The organism is Amycolatopsis pretoriensis, assembly GCF_900107925.1.
GTDB classification, from domain to species: domain Bacteria; phylum Actinomycetota; class Actinomycetes; order Mycobacteriales; family Pseudonocardiaceae; genus Amycolatopsis; species Amycolatopsis pretoriensis.
The window spans coordinates 20754-36434 of sequence record NZ_FNUJ01000005.1; the positions used below are offsets into that span (position 1 = coordinate 20754).

General features: G+C 70.5%; 17 protein-coding genes and 1 tRNA gene. 3 read left to right on the forward strand and 15 right to left on the reverse strand.

The annotated features are described in order from the left end of the window. Positions 1-33 precede the first annotated feature (33 nt). The 3 genes from gyrA (at position 34) to BLV96_RS21735 (ending at position 3418) form a co-directional block, all read left to right on the forward strand. Complete coding sequence (gene gyrA, locus BLV96_RS21725; RefSeq protein ID WP_086678898.1) at positions 34-2592, forward strand: DNA gyrase subunit A; 2559 nt, start codon at positions 34-36, stop codon at positions 2590-2592. A gap of 49 nt (positions 2593-2641) precedes the next feature. Then, a complete protein-coding gene (locus BLV96_RS21730) occupies positions 2642-3295 on the forward strand; it encodes a DUF3566 domain-containing protein (protein ID WP_086678897.1) in 654 nt (217 codons plus the stop codon). A gap of 49 nt (positions 3296-3344) precedes the next feature. Then, positions 3345-3418 (forward strand) — tRNA-Ile (locus BLV96_RS21735). A 69-nt stretch (positions 3419-3487) separates the two neighbouring features. On the opposite strand, the gene BLV96_RS21740 is transcribed toward BLV96_RS21735, so the two are convergent. The 15 genes from BLV96_RS21740 to BLV96_RS21805 form a co-directional block, all read right to left on the reverse strand. Next, positions 3488-4675, reverse strand: a complete 1188-nt coding sequence (locus tag BLV96_RS21740; protein WP_086678896.1) for a site-specific integrase — start codon at positions 4673-4675, stop codon at positions 3488-3490. Further along, entirely contained in the window at positions 4659-4892 is a 234-nt protein-coding gene (locus tag BLV96_RS21745) for a helix-turn-helix domain-containing protein (protein WP_086678895.1), read from the reverse strand. Before BLV96_RS21745 ends, BLV96_RS21740 begins: the two co-directional genes overlap by 17 nt. Before the next feature lie 202 nt (positions 4893-5094). After that, complete coding sequence (locus BLV96_RS49925) at positions 5095-5817, reverse strand: hypothetical protein (protein WP_086678894.1); 723 nt, start codon at positions 5815-5817, stop codon at positions 5095-5097. A gap of 52 nt (positions 5818-5869) precedes the next feature. Next, the gene (locus BLV96_RS21755; protein WP_086678893.1) at positions 5870-6574 is read right to left on the reverse strand and encodes a DNA cytosine methyltransferase; all 705 of its coding nucleotides are present in this window, start codon (positions 6572-6574) and stop codon (positions 5870-5872) included. Between the two features lie 111 nt (positions 6575-6685). Further along, positions 6686-7738 carry an AAA family ATPase gene (locus BLV96_RS21760; RefSeq protein ID WP_086678892.1) on the reverse strand — a complete coding sequence of 351 codons (1053 nt, stop codon included), beginning with the start codon at positions 7736-7738 and terminating at the stop codon, positions 6686-6688. A gap of 34 nt (positions 7739-7772) precedes the next feature. Then, positions 7773-8729, reverse strand: a complete 957-nt coding sequence (locus BLV96_RS21765) for a bifunctional DNA primase/polymerase (protein ID WP_091389437.1) — start codon at positions 8727-8729, stop codon at positions 7773-7775. Next, a complete protein-coding gene (locus BLV96_RS51260; protein WP_086679317.1) occupies positions 8726-9193 on the reverse strand; it encodes an NUDIX domain-containing protein in 468 nt (155 codons plus the stop codon). Before BLV96_RS51260 ends, BLV96_RS21765 begins: the two co-directional genes overlap by 4 nt. Before the next feature lie 68 nt (positions 9194-9261). Beyond that, positions 9262-10533 carry a hypothetical protein gene (locus tag BLV96_RS49930; RefSeq protein WP_086679318.1) on the reverse strand — a complete coding sequence of 424 codons (1272 nt, stop codon included), beginning with the start codon at positions 10531-10533 and terminating at the stop codon, positions 9262-9264. A 2-nt stretch (positions 10534-10535) separates the two neighbouring features. Beyond that, the gene (locus BLV96_RS49935) at positions 10536-10703 is read right to left on the reverse strand and encodes a hypothetical protein (protein WP_167379691.1); all 168 of its coding nucleotides are present in this window, start codon (positions 10701-10703) and stop codon (positions 10536-10538) included. Between the two features lie 95 nt (positions 10704-10798). Continuing rightward, positions 10799-11212, reverse strand: coding sequence for a hypothetical protein (locus BLV96_RS21780; RefSeq protein ID WP_086679319.1), 414 nt, complete (start codon positions 11210-11212; stop codon positions 10799-10801). 233 nt (positions 11213-11445) lie between these two features. Continuing rightward, entirely contained in the window at positions 11446-13626 is a 2181-nt protein-coding gene (locus BLV96_RS21785; protein WP_086679320.1) for a zonular occludens toxin domain-containing protein, read from the reverse strand. Between the two features lie 18 nt (positions 13627-13644). Beyond that, on the reverse strand, positions 13645-14742 hold the full coding sequence (locus tag BLV96_RS21790; protein ID WP_086679321.1) for a hypothetical protein: 1098 nt from the start codon (positions 14740-14742) through the stop codon (positions 13645-13647). Continuing rightward, positions 14739-15038 (reverse strand): hypothetical protein, encoded by a 300-nt coding sequence (locus BLV96_RS21795; protein ID WP_086679322.1) that lies wholly within the window; start codon positions 15036-15038, stop codon positions 14739-14741. The genes BLV96_RS21790 and BLV96_RS21795 overlap by 4 nt, the downstream gene beginning before the upstream one ends. Then, positions 15035-15280 carry a hypothetical protein gene (locus BLV96_RS21800; protein WP_086679323.1) on the reverse strand — a complete coding sequence of 82 codons (246 nt, stop codon included), beginning with the start codon at positions 15278-15280 and terminating at the stop codon, positions 15035-15037. Before BLV96_RS21800 ends, BLV96_RS21795 begins: the two co-directional genes overlap by 4 nt. Next, entirely contained in the window at positions 15277-15669 is a 393-nt protein-coding gene (locus tag BLV96_RS21805) for a hypothetical protein (RefSeq protein WP_086679324.1), read from the reverse strand. The genes BLV96_RS21800 and BLV96_RS21805 overlap by 4 nt, the downstream gene beginning before the upstream one ends. Positions 15670-15681 lie beyond the last annotated feature (12 nt).

Sequence of the window (15681 nt, forward strand, 5' to 3'; positions counted from 1 at the left end):
CCCGCTTAGGACTCTCCACTCGAGAAGGACTCCATGACGGAAACTCTGCCGCCGGCTCCGGACCACGACCGGATCGAACCGGTCGACATCCAGCAGGAGATGCAGCGCTCCTACATCGACTACGCGATGAGCGTCATCGTGTCGCGGGCGCTGCCGGACGTGCGGGACGGCCTCAAGCCGGTCGCCCGCCGCATCCTGTACTCGATGTTCGACTCCGGCTTCCGGCCGGACCGCGGGTACAACAAGTGCTCCCGCGTCGTCGGCGACGTCATGGGCAACTACCACCCGCACGGCGACTCGGCGATCTACGACGCCCTCGTGCGGCTCGCCCAGCCGTGGTCGCTGCGCTACCCGCTGATCGACGGCCAGGGCAACTTCGGCTCGTCGGGCAACGACCCCGCGGCCGCCATGCGGTACACGGAGTCCCGGCTCGCGCCGCTGGCCATGCAGATGCTGGCCGACATCGAAGAAGACACCGTCGACTTCTCCGACAACTACGACGGCCGCACGCAGGAGCCCGACGTCCTGCCGTCGCGGTTCCCGAACCTGCTGGTCAACGGCGGTTCCGGGATCGCGGTCGGGATGGCGACCAACATCCCGCCGCACAACCTGCGCGAGGTGTCCGACGGCGTCGTCTGGGCGCTGGAGAACCCCGAGGCGACCGACGACGAGCTGCTGGCCGCGTTGCTGGTCCGCGTCAAGGGCCCGGACTTCCCGACCAAGGCGATGATCCTCGGCACGTCCGGCATCGAAGACGCCTACCGCACGGGCCGCGGCTCGATCCGGATGCGCGCGGTCGTCGAGGTCGAAGAGGACGCGAAGGGTCGCACGATCCTGGTCGTGTCCGAGCTGCCGTACCAGGTCAACCCGGACAACCTGGTCGAGAACATCGCGAACCTGGTCCGCGACGGCAAGCTCACCGGCATCGCCGACATCGCCGACGAGTCCAACAGCCGCTCGGGCATGCGGATCGTCGTCACGATCAAGCGGGACGCGGTCGCGAAGGTCGTGCTGAACAACCTGTTCAAGCACACCCAGCTGCAGCAGAACTTCGGCGTCAACATGCTGGCCCTGGTCGACGGCGTGCCGCGCACGCTGCGGCTCGACCAGATCATCCGGCACTACGTGAAGCACCAGGTCGAGGTCATCGTCCGGCGGACCAAGTTCCGCCTGCGGAAGGCCGAGGAGCGGGCCCACATCCTGCGTGGGTACGTCAAGGCGCTGGACATGCTCGACGAGGTCATCGCGCTGATCCGGCGGTCGCCGTCGGCGGACGAGGCCCGGCCGGCCCTGATGGAGCTGCTGGACGTCGACGAGATCCAGGCGACCGCGATCCTCGACATGCAGCTGCGGCGCCTGGCCGCCCTGGAGCGCCAGCGGATCATCGACCAGCTGGCCGAGATCGAGCTCGAGATCGCCGACCTGAAGGACATCCTCGCCAAGCCGGAGCGGCAGCGCGCGCTGATCCGCGACGAGCTGATGGCGATCGTCGAGAAGTACGGCGACGACCGGCGCACGAAGATCATCGGCTTCAGCGGCGACGTCACCGACGAAGAGCTCATCGCGGTCGAGGACGTCGTCGTCACCATCACCCGCACGGGGTACGCCAAGCGAACGAAAACGGACCTGTACCGCTCGCAGAAGCGCGGCGGCAAGGGCGTGCAGGGCGCGACGCTGAAGCAGGACGACATCGTCCAGCACTTCTTCGTCTGCTCGACGCACGACTGGATCCTGTTCTTCACGAACAAGGGCCGCGTCTACCGGACCAAGACCTACGAGCTGCCCGAGGCCAACCGCAACGCGCGCGGCCAGCACGTGGCGAACCTCATGGCGTTCCAGCCGGACGAGCAGATCGCCCAGGTCATCCAGATCAAGAACTACGAGGTCGCGCCGTACCTGGTGCTCGCCACCCAGCGCGGCCTGGTGAAGAAGACCAAGCTCACCGACTTCGACTCGAACCGCTCCGGTGGTCTCATCGCGATCAACCTGCGCGAGGGCGACGAGCTGGTCGGCGCGGTGCTCGCCGGCGCTGAGGACGACCTGCTGCTGGTGTCGGCCGAGGGCCAGTCGATCCGCTTCCACGCGACCGACGAGGCACTGCGCCCGATGGGCCGCCCGACGTCCGGCGTGATGGGCATGCGCTTCAACGACGGCGACGAGCTGCTCGGCATCAGCGTCGTCAAGGAGGGCAAGTTCCTGCTGGTCGCGACGGACGGCGGGTACTCCAAGCGGACGCCGATCGAGGACTACCCGGTGCAGGGCCGCGGCGGCAAGGGCGTGCTCACCATTCAGCACGACCGCAAACGTGGCAGGCTGGTGGGTGCGCTCATCGTCGACGCCGAGGACGAGCTCTACGCGATCACCTCGAGCGGCGGCGTGATCCGCACGCCGGCGGGCGACGTCCGCAAGGCAGGACGGCAGACGAAGGGGGTCCGGCTGATGAATCTCGGGGAAGGAACCACTCTTCTCGCCGTCGCACGCAACGCGGACGAGCCCTCGGACGTCGCCAACGGTGACACCCCCGAGGACGCGCCGGCGCCGGAAGCGCCGGACACGGCGGGTGAGGAAACGACGGCCACGCCGGAGCAGTAAATTTGCTCTCCGACGACGGCCCCACGGCACGGGTAAGGACTGACTCTTCGTGACACCATCCGAGAATCCCGAGGCAGCGGGTTCGAACGGGACTCCGGCGAGCCCGCCCTGGCAGAGGGTCGGCAAGGACGGCGACTCCGAAGCGACGGTCGGGATTGCCACGGACGAAGCGCTGCCGGCCGGGGAGACCCAACCGGTCTCCCCGGACCAGCGCCCGGTGGTAACGGGCAGCGCGGCCCCGAAGCTGTTCGGCGACACCCCGCCTTCAGGCGCCGAGGTCCCACCGGCCTCGGCACAGCGAGCCCGCCCGAGCGCCCTACGACGTCCAGGCCGCGGCCCGCGTCGCGCATCGCTGCAGGTCAAGCGGTTCGACCCGTGGTCGGTGCTGAAGCTGTCCCTGGTCCTGGGCGTGGCGATGTTCTTCGTCTGGCTGGTGGCGGTCGGCGTCCTGTACACGGTGCTGGACGGCATGGGCGTCTGGGACAAGCTGAACGGAACGTACTCGTCCCTGGTGGGCGGCGAGGGGGCCAACGCATCCTCGGAACCGCTGATCAGCGCGGGCCGCGTGTTCGGCATCGCGGCGATCCTCGGAGCGATCAACATCGTGCTGGTCTCGGCCCTGGCGACGGTGAGCGCGTTCATCTACAACGTGTCGGCCGACCTCGCCGGAGGCCTGGAAGTCACGCTGTCGGAGCGAGAGTAACCCGGTTGCGGGGCCCCTCCGGGGGTCCTGTAAAGTTCTCCTCGTTCAAGGGCCTATAGCTCAGGCGGTTAGAGCGCTTCGCTGATAACGAAGAGGTCCCAGGTTCAAGTCCTGGTAGGCCCACGCAGGTCAAAGGCCGGTTCGCATATCGCGAACCGGCCTTTTGCATGACCTGAGTGACAAACAGGGTGACTAAGCGGCTGGATCCGGGAAGAGCACGTCCATTGCCGTCGCTCCGTTCTGGATCACCGGGCGTAGCTGGTGGCGGTACACCAACTCAGTCACCTTCGTGTCGGAGTGGCCCACGAGTCGGGAGATCTCCTCGATGCTGAGGCCGCTGTCGGAGAGCAGGGACACGAAGCTGTGCCGCAGCTCACGCGGTGTCCAGTCCCTTGGCTCCAGCCCGGCAAGCTTCAAGATCCGACGGAAGCCGCGCCGGACGTTGGCGGCGTCGAGCTCGGTCCCGACGTCTGAGGCGAAGACGATACCGAGCTCGTGCCACCGTTTGCCGGCCAACTCGCGTTGGCGCCCCTGCCTGCGCTCCTGGCGCGTCAGCGCCTCGATTGCCCGACCGGGGAGCGCGAGCGACCGTCGCGACTTCTTGGTTTTCGTGTCCCCGCCGGCGCGCACCGACCGCCACACGTTGACGTGCGGAGGAATCGGCGGAGTCGCGTCGGGCCTCCCGTCCTTGTCGACCTCCGACCAGGACAGCGGCCGGGCCTCTTCCGTCCGTGCCCCTGTCAGCAGCGACACCACGGTGTAGTCGCCGTAGGTTGAGTCCTCCGCCTCCGCTGTGGCGAGCACCGCGACGGCCTGCGCGAGGGTCAACGACTTCGACCGCCGACCATCACGACCGACCGGAAGTTCGTCGCACAGCAGCACCACGTTCCGGATCCCCTTGGTTCGCTTCGCTGCCCGGTTGATCGAGCGGCGAAGTACCGAACGGAGATCTTGCAGGGTGCGGGTGGCGAGTACTTCCGCTTTCTCGGCTAGCCAGGCGTCGACGTCGTCGGCGCTCAGCTCGTTTTTCTGCTTCGGGTCCAGAAGTACCCGTGCGCCGAGATCGGGAATGATGTGCGTTTCGGTGAGGATGGTCAGCTTCTCAACGGTCGAGGCGCTGCGACCGTTCAAGCCGTGTCGGAGCCAGTCGCGCACCGCCTTTTCGACAGTGAGCCCGCCGACCGCTGTTGCTGTGCCCTCTTTCCTGCGCTCGACCAGTCGATCGAGGGCGGCCTTTGCCCCCGTCTTCGTTTTGCTGCTGGCCTTGCGCACAATCCGCTTGCCGTTCGGGCGGTAGCCGACGGTCAGCTCAGCGATCCACCGCTGCCGGGGTTCCGACCAGTAGAGCCCGCCGTCCCCACGACTACGCCGCGTGGCCATAGCCGGTCACCTCCGCTTCGCTGATGAGCATTTCCACGTACTGCTGAATGGCTTTCGCCGGAATGAGCCGTGCCCGGCCCTGCTTCACGGACCCAAGGCGACCAGCGCGCAACTGCTCGTAGATCACCGAACGACTCATGGAAAGCAGCTGCTTGGCTTCTTCGACCGTGTACAGGTGCCGCGTGGGAACCGCGGCCGGCGTGATGGCGGTATCCATCGGGTGTGTCCCCTCGGGTCGTGCTGCTGACGGGCGGGAGCGATGAACATCGGTGACTCCTTTCGGTGGGTGTCACAGCTGGTGTCACACCTGTTTGTGCTGGTCAGGACGGGTTGAGTGACGGAGTGACAGGTGTGACACCTGCGGGGTGGTCGCGGGTGTCACTCCCTGCCGGGGACGTGACAACGTGCAGGTCAGGCGGTTAGGCGAGTCCGCGGCGCTTCTGCTCGGCCCGGATCGCGTCGTAGGTCTGCGAGGGGATGAGCGGATCGCGCAGGGCCGCGGTGAGGTCGTCGGCGCTGGCGTTGCCGATGCCGGCCGCCTGGACCCGGTCCTTGGCGCTGGTGTCGCGTGGTCGCTCGATCCGCATGACGTGCTGGGCGTCTCCGCCGATCTCGATCGCTGCGGCGTGGTCTTCTTCTCGGAGCGCCTTGCGGTTGTCCTCGGGGACGAAATGGACGGCGGGGTCGTTGCGGTTCATCTCCCGCAGGACTCGGGTCACCTCGTCGTGGTCGACGTCCCCGAGGGCCTTGCGGAGGTCCACCAGGCTGACCCATTCGCCTTCTGCCCGGGCGAGCTTGGCGACGGCGTCGCGGACGCGGTCCGCGGTCGACCCGGTCGGCGCGCTGGTCGGTTCCGCCTTGCGCGGCTGCGGTTCCTCGGGTTTCGGCATGGGTTTCTCCGGCGGGGTCGTTGCGGGTGTGGTGGGCAGCTGGCCGGCGAACGTGCCGACGTCGGGCGGTGGTCCGCCGGTGACGGCGGTGTACTTCGCTTCGGCCGCGGCAACCGCGTCCAGGTCGCCGGCGGCGCGGGCGGCTTCCAGTCCGCGGCGGGCGCGGGAGCGGGCCTGGCGGGCGCGGGCGCCGGCTGCTCCGCAGCTGCGTCCGCTGCACCGGCGGCCACCTTCAGCGGCTGAGCGACACATCCGGGTCTCCTCTCAGGTGCGGTGAGCTGGGCTTTGTCACGTCCCCGTGGGTTCAGGCGGCGGCCGCGGCGGTGGCGGCGAGGTGGGTGAGCAGCTGGGTGCCGATGTGGCGGGCGTAGACCGGCGGGATGCACTCGCGGATGCCGTCGCGGTTCATCCACGGGACGCCCATGTCGGCGCGGACGTAGGGCACGCCGGAGAAGTTGCCGACGGCGTGATACCAGTCCCCGGGCTGCAAGGGGCGGCCCATCTTGACCATCGGGTCGCCGTGCCCGGGGTGGTCGGGGACGGTGAGCGGCCAGTTGGTCTCGAACAGCCGGTGCCGGTAGGTGTGCAGCCCGAACCCGGCCATGGCCCCGCACAGCAGGACCGGGTCGCGGAGTTCGGCGCGGGCCTCTTCGACGTTCTCGATCACGTACGGCTTCCCCAGCCCGGCCACCACGCGGCGGAACTGGTCGATCAGGCGCGGGTGGTCGTTGCCGTGGATACGGTGGGTCAGGGAGTAGCCCTGGCACGGCGGCCCGCCGGCCACGGCGGCGTATTCGTGGCCGTGCTCGCGGGCGTAGGCGATCGCGTCGCCCTGCACGAAGCAGAACGGGAACCGCGGCTGGGGCTTGCAGTCGACGCCGGTGACGTCGAACCCGGCCTGCCAGTAGCCCATCGCCTCGCCGCCCTGGCAGCAGAAGCAAACCAGGATGCGCGGCCGCGGGCCGGGGCCGGGCCACGGGAGCCGGGCCGGGAGGGTGAACGTGTCCATTGTGGTCCTTCCTCGGTGCGCTGAGCTGGGCGTTGTCACGTCCCTGCGGGGTGGACGGGTTCGGAGAGAGCGACGGCCGGGTGACAGGTGTCCGGGGTGTCACTCCCGCTGTCACTCCTGTTCGTGCTGGTCAGCGGCGCGGAGTGACAGCGGTGACAGGTGTGACGGGGCGGGGGTGGTGCTGCTGTCACCGCTTCCGCCGGGGGCGCTGTAGGTGCCGTCCACAGTGCGGGCGAGCTGGCCGGCGTCGCCCATGCGCTTGCAGGTCTGGCGGATGCTGCCCGGGTTGGCCCCGAGCGCTTCGGCGATCCGCGCGGGCTTGAGCGGCCCGTGCTCGCGCAGCAACCGCAGGATGTCCGCGCGGGTGTCGCCGACCAGGTGGTCCGCGGCGGGGCCGTCGAGCTTGGTCCAGGCGCCGGCGGTGGCGTCGAAGCTCATCGCGTAGTCGGCCTCTTCGACGTCGCGGCCGGTCACGTGCAGCACCCCGTCCGCCTGCCCGCGGCCGCGCTCAAGGACGAGCGTCGCGTCCACTGCGCCGGTGATTCCCGCGGTGCCGGACACCAGGTTTTGCCAGTCTTCGGCGCTCTGCTTGCGGACGTGGTGGATGAGCAGGAACGGGACGCTGTAGTGGTCGGCCAGCTGCTTGAACCGCCCGGCCGCGGCGTAGTCGGCGCTGTAGGCCGACGCGCCGGCGGCGTCGGTGCCGCGCATCTTCTCGAAGGTGTCGATGATGACCAGCCGTGCGTGCGGGTTCTCCTCCAGCCACTCGACCAGCACCGCGTCACCGCCGTTGGTCATGGTCGGACAGGCGGTTTCGAGGGTGAGCAGCGGCGCGGCCCGCCCGCCCGCGGCGAGCATCTGCCGCCGTCGGCGCTGCAACCGCCGGCCGGTGTCCTCCAGCGCGCAGTACAGGACCGGGCCGCGCTCCACCTCGATCGACCCGAGCACCGGGTCGCCGTTGGCGATCGCGGCACCGGTGCCGAGGGAAAACCACGACTTGCCCAGCTTGGGCGCGCCGGCCAGCAGGTTCAGCCCTTCCGCGAGCAGACCGGGGACGGCCCACTTCGGCGGCGGGAACTCCTCTCGCATCAGCTCCGCATCGGTCCAGCGGGTGCGGCGGGCGGGCGGTGTCGGCACGGCGGCCAGCGGCCGGGGCGTGGTCATGGGTCGGACCTCCAGGGACGTGACAACGTGCAGGTCAGGCGATCCGGCGGGGACGGTTGCGGCCGACGCGCAGACCGGACGTGATCGTGCGTTCGGCTTCGCGGGCGGTGAACTGGCGAGTGCCGATGTGGCGGCCGGCCGCGGTCATCAGCGCCGCGCGCACCTCGTCTTCGGTGAGTGCGTCGCCTTCGACCAGCTGTCCCAGCGCGACCGCGGCGGCGAAGAGGGTGCCGTTGCGGCTCTGGGTGGCGTCGGCGACCTTCCCGGCTTCGGCCTTGATCGCGGCGTCGAGGTAGCGGGAGCGCCGGCCGCCGGCCGGGCGGATCGGCAAGACCGGTGCCGCGGGCGGTGGCGCGGGGGTGAGCTGCTCGACCAGCCACCGCGGGAGCTCCGCCACCCCGCCGTCCCACACGAACCCGTAGCGGCCGGCGTCGGTCAGCGTGCCGGGGCCGACGACGTAACCGCCCCACGCGCGGGTGTCGACCTTCCACCCGAGTCCGTTGCCGCGGTCTCCGCTGGTGTTGCGCAGTGTCGCGTCCCCCGGCACCCGGTAGTACAGGTGCAGTCCGCCCGAGGGGGTCCGGACGGTGAGGGTGTCGCCGGGCAGCTCCTGCCCGGCTTCGTCGGCGACGACGGCGAGCACGTCTTCCCCGGAGCGGGCGCCGGCCGCGGCCCACCGCTCGGGGATGTCCTCGCCGGCCTTGAGGGTGTCGAGGTCGAGCACGCACAGCCCGGACGGGCCGGTCGCCACGCCGATGCCGTAGGGGGCGTGCGTCCACGCGGCACGGATCTTGTCCGGGTCGGTGGTGGCGCGCTGTTCCCAGGTGCGGTGTCCGCCGGCGCAGCGGCCGGTGCCGGGGCACCGGTCCTCGGGGTGGCCGGCGGGGCGCTTGGTGCCGGGGCGGAGCGGGAAGACGTGCCAGCCGCGGGCCGCGGCGTCGAGTGCGGCCCTGAGCTGGTCGTTGTCACGTCCCTGCCGGTGGTCGCTCATCGGGTCACCTCCGAGGTGTGGCGGTCCAGGACGGGGACGGCGTCGGCGAGGATGGTGGCGTGGTCGAAGGCGATGGAGCCGCGGTTGCGCAGCAGCCACGGCACCGCCACCCACGCGGCGTGGGCGGCGTCGTCGCCGGCGGTGGGCATGATCGGGGCGGGGACGACGGCGTAGAACGCGACGTTCACGTACCGGCCCCGCGGATCACGCTCGGGGTGGTCGTAGATCCCCAGCACCCGCAGGTCGGCCAGCCGGAGCCCGGTCTCTTCGGTCAACTCGCGGACCGCGGCGGCCTGGAACGTCTCGCCCGGGTCGACGTGCCCGCCGGGGAACGCCCAGCAGCCACGGAAGGGCTCCCAGCGGCGCTGGATCATCAGGATGTGCCAGATGGTGCGGCGGCGGACGAACACGAGCGCGTCCGCGGTCAGCCGGACCACTTCGGGGATGTCGTGGGTGTGTTCCATCGCAAGGTGTCCTTTCGGGACGGTTGTGGGTGGTGTCGCGTCCCCGCGGTGAGCAGGGGAAAGGCGGGTCACTGGTCGGTGTCGTCGTGGAAGGTGCCGCCGAAGATGAACCCGACCTGCGTGCGCGTCTGGTCGTCTCCGCTGGTGGTGTTGGTGCTCACCCACCCACCGGCCCGGTGGACCTTGGTGCGGGCGTGGGCCGCGGCCTGCTGCGCGCGGCGGACGGCGTCGCTGACGTCGGGCGGCACGGCGCCGGCGTCCTGGTGGCTGCGGCCGGCGGTGTCGCCGTAGACCACGCCGTGCTGTTCGCCGACGTGCGCGCCGGGCGCGGCGTAGTTGACGTTGGTGAACGTCGCACCGCCGGGCAGGGTGTGGTGGCTGACCTGCGCGGTGTCACGTCCCCCGGGGCCGCCGCTCCCGGCCGAACCTGCACCGTGCGGTGGCACGTCGTCGCTCGCGTCGTCGGCGACGTAGGTGAACTGGCGGCCGTTCCCGCCGTGGACGAAACGCGGGTCCTCCCCGAACGTCTCTACCCAGCGCCCCCCACCCTGCTCGGGCGCCGGTGCGGGAGCGTCGAGGCCGCGGGCGCGCCGCGACGCCGCGACGTCTTCGGCCGTGGTCGTCCACTCCGGTCCCAGCTCGACCGGGTCACCGGCCGCGGACGGGCTGCTGACGTGGTTGAACTGGCGCCCGTGTCCTCCGTGGACGAAACGCGGCGCGTCCCCGGACGGCGCGGATGCCGATGCGCCGGTGTCGAGGCCCCGGGCGCGCCGCGACGCCGCGACGTCTTCCGCGGTGGTCGTCCACTCCGGTCCCAGCTCGACCGGGTCACCGGCCGCGGACGGGCTGCTGACGTGGTTGACCTGGTCGGTGTGGGAGTCGGGGCCGGCGACTGGGATGGGGGTACTGCCGTGGTTGTGGAAGACGTTCTCGTCGATGCGGTAGCTCTGGCCGGGCTGCACGAAGAACCCGCCGTCTGCTGTCGCGTCCCCCTCGTGGCTACGGGTTTCGCCCTCCCCTGCCGTGTTGGCGGCGTCGTGGTCGGCGCTGTCGGGCGCGGTGTCGTTGGCCATGGCGGTGTCCTCTCCGGTGTCGTGTCCCTGCGGCTGAGCGGTGGCGGGGGTGTGCGGGTGCGCTGCACGGGTCTGCTCCAGGCGGCTTTCGGCCGTGGTGAGCCGGGTTTCCGCGGCGGCGACGGCGTCCGGGTCGCCGGCGGTACGGGCCTGGTCGAGGCGGCGGCGGGCCCGCTGGACTGCCCGGTGCGCGGTGCCGAGTGCGCGGGTGCGGTGCCGGCTACCGCCGGAGCAGCGGCGCCCGCCGTCCGAAGTGGAACGGCACATCGCTACTTGCCCCCGTTCTTCTGCACCGCCAGGCACCCGGGGCAGGTCTGCACGAAGGCCGGGAACCACACCGACTTGGCGTTGCCGGGCGGGAGGATCAGGCCGCAGAGGGTCTTGACGTTGCCGGACCACCAGGACTTTTTGCCGATGTGCGCGTACTGGGTCGTCATCTCGTCGCCTTTCGGTCGGTGATGTATGCGCCGGTCGGGTTAGGTGTTCTTCAGGCCGCTGAACTGGGGTTTGTCACGTCCCTGCTCAGGCCGTGCTATCCGGCCGGGTTCTCGCAGGCGATCAGGTTCGCGACCAGCCGTGGCACGTCCTGCCGCTCGATTTCCGCCGCAATGACCGCGGCCTGAGCGGGCTCGCTGATCTCGTCGAACGTCGCCACGACGATCAAGCGGCCACCGGGCCACCGGCCACGGATGCTCAGCCGGACGCAGCTGTCGGCGCTGCGGAACTTGCCGGCGATGGCGTCGTCGACCTCGATCCGTTCCAGCCAGCGCCCGAGGGTGCGGGCCTTGGTCGGTGATGCGGGGTCCAGCTCGAACAGCAGGACGGGGTCGCCGTTGGGGTGGTCGAGGGTGGTCACGGTGACCGGCCCGAGCTTGGCCGCGGTCGCGGCCTGCTCCAGCGCCTTCGTGGTGTCGGCCGGGCCGGTGTGCGTGGTCGTGGTGGCCATCGGACGTCCTTCCGGTTGGTGACGGTGTGTGCCTGTTTTTGAGTAGGAGGTGCCGTCGCGGTGTCCCGGGAGGGAGCCGCGTCACGGGGAGCGGAGAGCGAGCTTTCGGTGCGTGATCGCCGGGTGCGGCGGGCGGGTCCCTTGCCTCCCTGGTCAGCGTCGTTGCTGGTCAAGGGAGGGAGGCAGGTCCGGGGAGGCGGCGAGGGAGAACTCCCCGGATTTCCCGGCCTCCCTCAGTCGGTTCCCTCGTTCTCGTCGCCGTCGGACTCGTCCTGTTCGTCACGCTCTGCGATAGCGTCGCGGACGCGGGCGGCGGAGACCTGCATGACGCCGGCGGACTTGTACGGCTTCGCCGACTCCGGCAACGCGCGCTGCAGGTCGCCGAACGTCCAGCCGGTGTAGGTGCCGCGGTCGTGTTCGGTCAGCCCCTGCAACACCTCCTGCGTCCGCATCCGCGGTTCCGTCCCGAGCACCGCGGCGATGTCGGCGAGGTGGTCGACGGGCGCGGCCGGTGCCGCGGGTGCGGCGGCCGGCAGCGCGGTCTGCTCGCGCAGCGCCATCGCGCGCTTGGTGACGGCGTGCGCGTCCTTCGGGGACACGTAGAAGCTGCGCAGCAGGCCGGGTTGTGCGGTGAAGCCGCGGGCCATGCAGGTGCCGACGTCGCCGGGGCCTTCGTCGGTCTTCGGCGTGAGCCCGACCGCGGAGATGCCGGCTTTGTACGACCCGGTCCCGAGCACGGCGTCGTTGGCCATCTGGTCGCCGATGGCAAAGCACGCCTTGTTGCTGGCCACGGACGTGATCTTGCGCGGGAGAGCGTCCTTCGACGGCTCCGGCGTGAGGAAGATCAGCGTGATGGCGTACTTGCGCGCGGTGCTCATCAGCTTGGACGCGACCTCGATCGCCTTCTTGCCGTCCTTACCCATGAACAGGTTCTGGCACTCGTCGATCACCACGACGCGCGGGCGGAGGCGTCCGTCCTTTTCGGCCAGTGCCCGGGTCACCGACCGGTCGGTGGCGTGCTGCTGAAGCGCCTTGCCCCGCACGGAAAGGTCGTCGTAGAGCTCGTAGAGCAGGTTCAGGCACGCCTCCACCGTGTCGTCGCCGGCGCCGGTGGTCAGCGACCGCAGCCGCGGGCGCATGGGGTTGTAGTCGGTGTTCTCCGCCATCACCACGACGTCGATCTCTGCCAACGGGTCGAGCATCGCGCCCAGCACCAGGTTGATGGCCATGGTGGACTTGCCCGAGCCCATCATGCCGCCGAACGCGTAGTTCGCCTCGAACAGCCGCCCGCGGACCACGTCGCCCTTGAGCGTCACGGCCACCGGAACGCCGGTGAAGTAGTCGATGGTCGCGGTGTCCAGGTCCGTGAGCAGGGGCCACGGGTCGACGGGGCCGGACAGGGCGCCGGGCTTGGCCACCCACAGGTCCAAAACGGACGGTTGCGGTTCGGTGGGCCAGACCTCGCGCGGGTAGCGGACCAGGTTGTGCGCCAACGTGGTCTTTCGCTTGACGATCTCTTCCACCGGGCACGCCGGCGGCAGCGCCACCTGCGCGCGCCATCCCTTGCCGTCGACGTGCGGCGGGGTGATGAACTTGATTCGCCACCCCTCCTTCACTGCGCGGGTGAACCCCGGGATGTTCAGGTTCTTCAACGCGTTCAGGATGGTGTTCTCGTCCGGCAACTCGTCCATCGCGTCGCCCTCGACCGGCGGAGCGAGCCAGGTCGGCATGTTCCCGTGCGTGCGGCCCTGCTGGTACAGGTAGCCGACACCCAGCGCGGTGCCCCCGACCAGCAGGAACACGCCGTAGGTGGTCAGGAACCACAGCACGAACGCGACCGCGTCGAACACCCCCGTGATCGGGGTCAGGATCTCGCCGGCCTCGCCGTCGTTGATCGCCATGATGATGCCCAGGACCAGAAGAAACCCTGACACACCAACGGATCCGATGACCGCGGCCTTGATCCACTGCCCGGGTGCGCGCAACCAATCCATCGTGCGGGCGTGCCGGCGCTGCTTCTCCGCCACGTCGGCTTCCTGCCAGTAGCGCAACATCTCCTGGTCACCGGCGGCTTCGGCGGCGCGCATCTGGCGTTCGTAGCGGTTGGCGCCGTGGGTGTCGCGCCACCGGTTGACCACGACCTTCGCCCCGGCGGTCGGGTAGGCGACACAGTGCCGGAACGTGGCTTTCGTTCGGTCGTGCTTGACGACCTTGCGGGCGGTGCGGGCCGCGACCACGACGTCGTGACGGTAGCCGGCGTAGCGGGCGATGGCGCGGGCCTTCTGCGAGGTGAGGCGCTGGTACTCCTCCTCGGAGATGAGCTCGCCTTCGATCGCCTCGCCCTGCTCGGTGCGGATAGGCAGGGGGTGGACGGTGGCCAGCTCGCTGGCGGTCGGGTTCGTGTTGGTGCTCATGGTCGTGTCCCTCTCGGCTCAGGCGCGGTTGGCGTGCTCGTCGCGCAGCTGGCGGGCGAACTTCGGCGCGCAGCGCAGCGTCTTGCGGATCGACTCCGCGGACTTCGGGTTGATCGCGACATCGGGGTTGTCGATCGCAGCGGTGAAGGCGGCGCGCAGGTCCTCGATCGACCGCACCTTGGGAGCGCGCGGCGGACGGGGCTTGCGGGTCGATTTCGGCTGGTCGTCCGGCCGATCGAGGGTCAGCACCGGGGAATCGGTGATCGGCCCATCCTCGGAGGCGGCGGCCTGCTGCTGGGCGGTGAAGAACGCGGCGATCTCGTCGTCGAGGACGTCCGCGGTGTGGGCGTCGAGGTCGACCACCGCGGCCAGGCGCCGGCCGTCGAGGGTGTAGCGGCCCGGGGTGAACACCAGCCGCGCTGTCCCGTCCTGGGCCAGCTCCGCGACCGCGTGCCGGACCGCGGCGGCCTGGACCCGGGCGACCTTGCGCAGCGTCTTGCGCTCAATCCGGGCCGCGGCCCGCTCCGCCGCCGATCGCGGAGGGGACGCGACCGCGAGTTGGTGGGCGATGACGCCGGCGACGGACACGATGCCCATCACCACCGCGGCGTCGGCGCCGCGGTGCCAGCCGTGCAGGACGTTCAGGGCGAACCCGACACCGGCGAACACCCACACCCCGAGCTGCAACGCCCACACCGGCCGCTCCGGGTGGCGGTGGCGGGTGATCTCGACGGCGAACGCGAACGCCCACATGCCCAGCTCCGACAGTGCCGGCAGCGCGGTGCCGGTCACGTCCCCGTAGACCTGCGCGCCGTAGCCGGCCATCGCGGGCACCGCCATGCCGGCCGACACCAGCGCGAGCAGGTAGATCGGCAGCCGCACGCGGTTCGTGGACAGCCACCCGGCGACGCTGGCCAGCATCGCGGCGCGGCGAGCCCGGCGGGTCTCTCGCTGCTTGTCGGCCAGCTTCACCGCGGCCGCGGCGTCGGTGCGGCGCAGTTCGGCGCGGGCGGCCTGCTCGCGCAGCTTCCGTTCGGTCGCGGCGGCGGCGTCCTGGCGGCGCTGCTCCGCGGTGGCCGCGTGGTTCGCGCGGCGCTCCTCTGCCCAGCTGGTCATCGGGTCACCTCCCGGTCCTCGTGGCTGGTCGTCTCGTCGTCGGTGCTGGTGACCGGGGTCGCCGGCAGCTGCTTGCGGTCGGTGGAGCCGGCGCGCAGCCGGGTCTGCTCGCGGTGGTCGCGCACCTCGTGCATCGCCCACCCCGCGGCGACGACCGCGGACACCAGGGCGAACCAGGGGGTGAACACCACGGCCAGGACCAGCGGCCCGAGGACGCCGGCCAGCTCACCGAAGTGCCACACCGCCCACTCCATGGCCAGCTCCAGGCGGGTTCGCTGCTCACGCTGCACGTTCATCGGGGCACCTCCTGCCCGGTGGGGAAGTTGAGGGGGAAGAACTGGTTCACCGGCCGCCGGGGCGGGCGGGACGCCTGCCGGGTGGCGGCCTGGTCGAGGCGGACCAGCACGCCGGCGAGGATCCGTTCCGCGATCACCAGCGGGATCCGCAACAGGTGCAGGACCAGGAACAGGCACACGGTGCCGGCGAACCGGATCAGGGCCAGGGTTCCGCGCTGCTGCAACACCTCGAACGTGGTCACGTGCGCTCACCCCGCTCCGCGGCGTTGTAGGCGTCGGACCAGCGCTGGCACCAGGCCATGAGCTCTGCGAAGGGTGCCGACCAGGTGATCGCCGGATCCGCTTCGAACGCGCGGGCCGCGGCGACAGCACCGCCCTGGGTGCTGGTAACCAGCGGAAGGAAGATGACCGGGCCGTCGTGGCCGTACTTCATCGGCGCCCAGGCGTCCAGCCGGATGCGGATGCCTTCGCCGTCCGCGGTCACCTGCGGGGTCACCGCGAGGTACGGGCCGATCTCGACGAACGGCCGGAGGATCGAGACTCGGGTGCCGTTGACGGTGATCTCGCAGTTCACCGCGGCGATGCCGCGGCCGTCGAGCACGTAGCTGTCGAGCTTGAGGTAGCCGGTCATCGGTTCTCCCTC

Bases quoted from the DNA above. Each gene is read 5' to 3' on its own strand.
- BLV96_RS21740 (WP_086678896.1), bottom strand. From the start codon at position 4,675: ATGGCCACGCGGCGTAGTCGTGGGGACGGCGGGCTCTACTGGTCGGAA.
- BLV96_RS49935 (WP_167379691.1), bottom strand. From the start codon at position 10,703: ATGACGACCCAGTACGCGCACATCGGCAAAAAGTCCTGGTGGTCCGGC.
- BLV96_RS49925 (WP_086678894.1), bottom strand. From the start codon at position 5,817: ATGTGTCGCTCAGCCGCTGAAGGTGGCCGCCGGTGCAGCGGACGCAGC.
- BLV96_RS21745 (WP_086678895.1), bottom strand. From the start codon at position 4,892: ATGGATACCGCCATCACGCCGGCCGCGGTTCCCACGCGGCACCTGTAC.
- BLV96_RS21755 (WP_086678893.1), bottom strand. From the start codon at position 6,574: ATGGACACGTTCACCCTCCCGGCCCGGCTCCCGTGGCCCGGCCCCGGC.
- BLV96_RS51260 (WP_086679317.1), bottom strand. From the start codon at position 9,193: ATGGAACACACCCACGACATCCCCGAAGTGGTCCGGCTGACCGCGGAC.
- BLV96_RS21765 (WP_091389437.1), bottom strand. From the start codon at position 8,729: ATGAGCGACCACCGGCAGGGACGTGACAACGACCAGCTCAGGGCCGCA.
- BLV96_RS21785 (WP_086679320.1), bottom strand. From the start codon at position 13,626: ATGAGCACCAACACGAACCCGACCGCCAGCGAGCTGGCCACCGTCCAC.
- BLV96_RS49930 (WP_086679318.1), bottom strand. From the start codon at position 10,533: ATGTGCCGTTCCACTTCGGACGGCGGGCGCCGCTGCTCCGGCGGTAGC.
- BLV96_RS21780 (WP_086679319.1), bottom strand. From the start codon at position 11,212: ATGGCCACCACGACCACGCACACCGGCCCGGCCGACACCACGAAGGCG.
- BLV96_RS21795 (WP_086679322.1), bottom strand. From the start codon at position 15,038: ATGAACGTGCAGCGTGAGCAGCGAACCCGCCTGGAGCTGGCCATGGAG.
- BLV96_RS21790 (WP_086679321.1), bottom strand. From the start codon at position 14,742: ATGACCAGCTGGGCAGAGGAGCGCCGCGCGAACCACGCGGCCACCGCG.
- gyrA (WP_086678898.1), top strand. From the start codon at position 34: ATGACGGAAACTCTGCCGCCGGCTCCGGACCACGACCGGATCGAACCG.
- BLV96_RS21805 (WP_086679324.1), bottom strand. From the start codon at position 15,669: ATGACCGGCTACCTCAAGCTCGACAGCTACGTGCTCGACGGCCGCGGC.
- BLV96_RS21760 (WP_086678892.1), bottom strand. From the start codon at position 7,738: ATGACCACGCCCCGGCCGCTGGCCGCCGTGCCGACACCGCCCGCCCGC.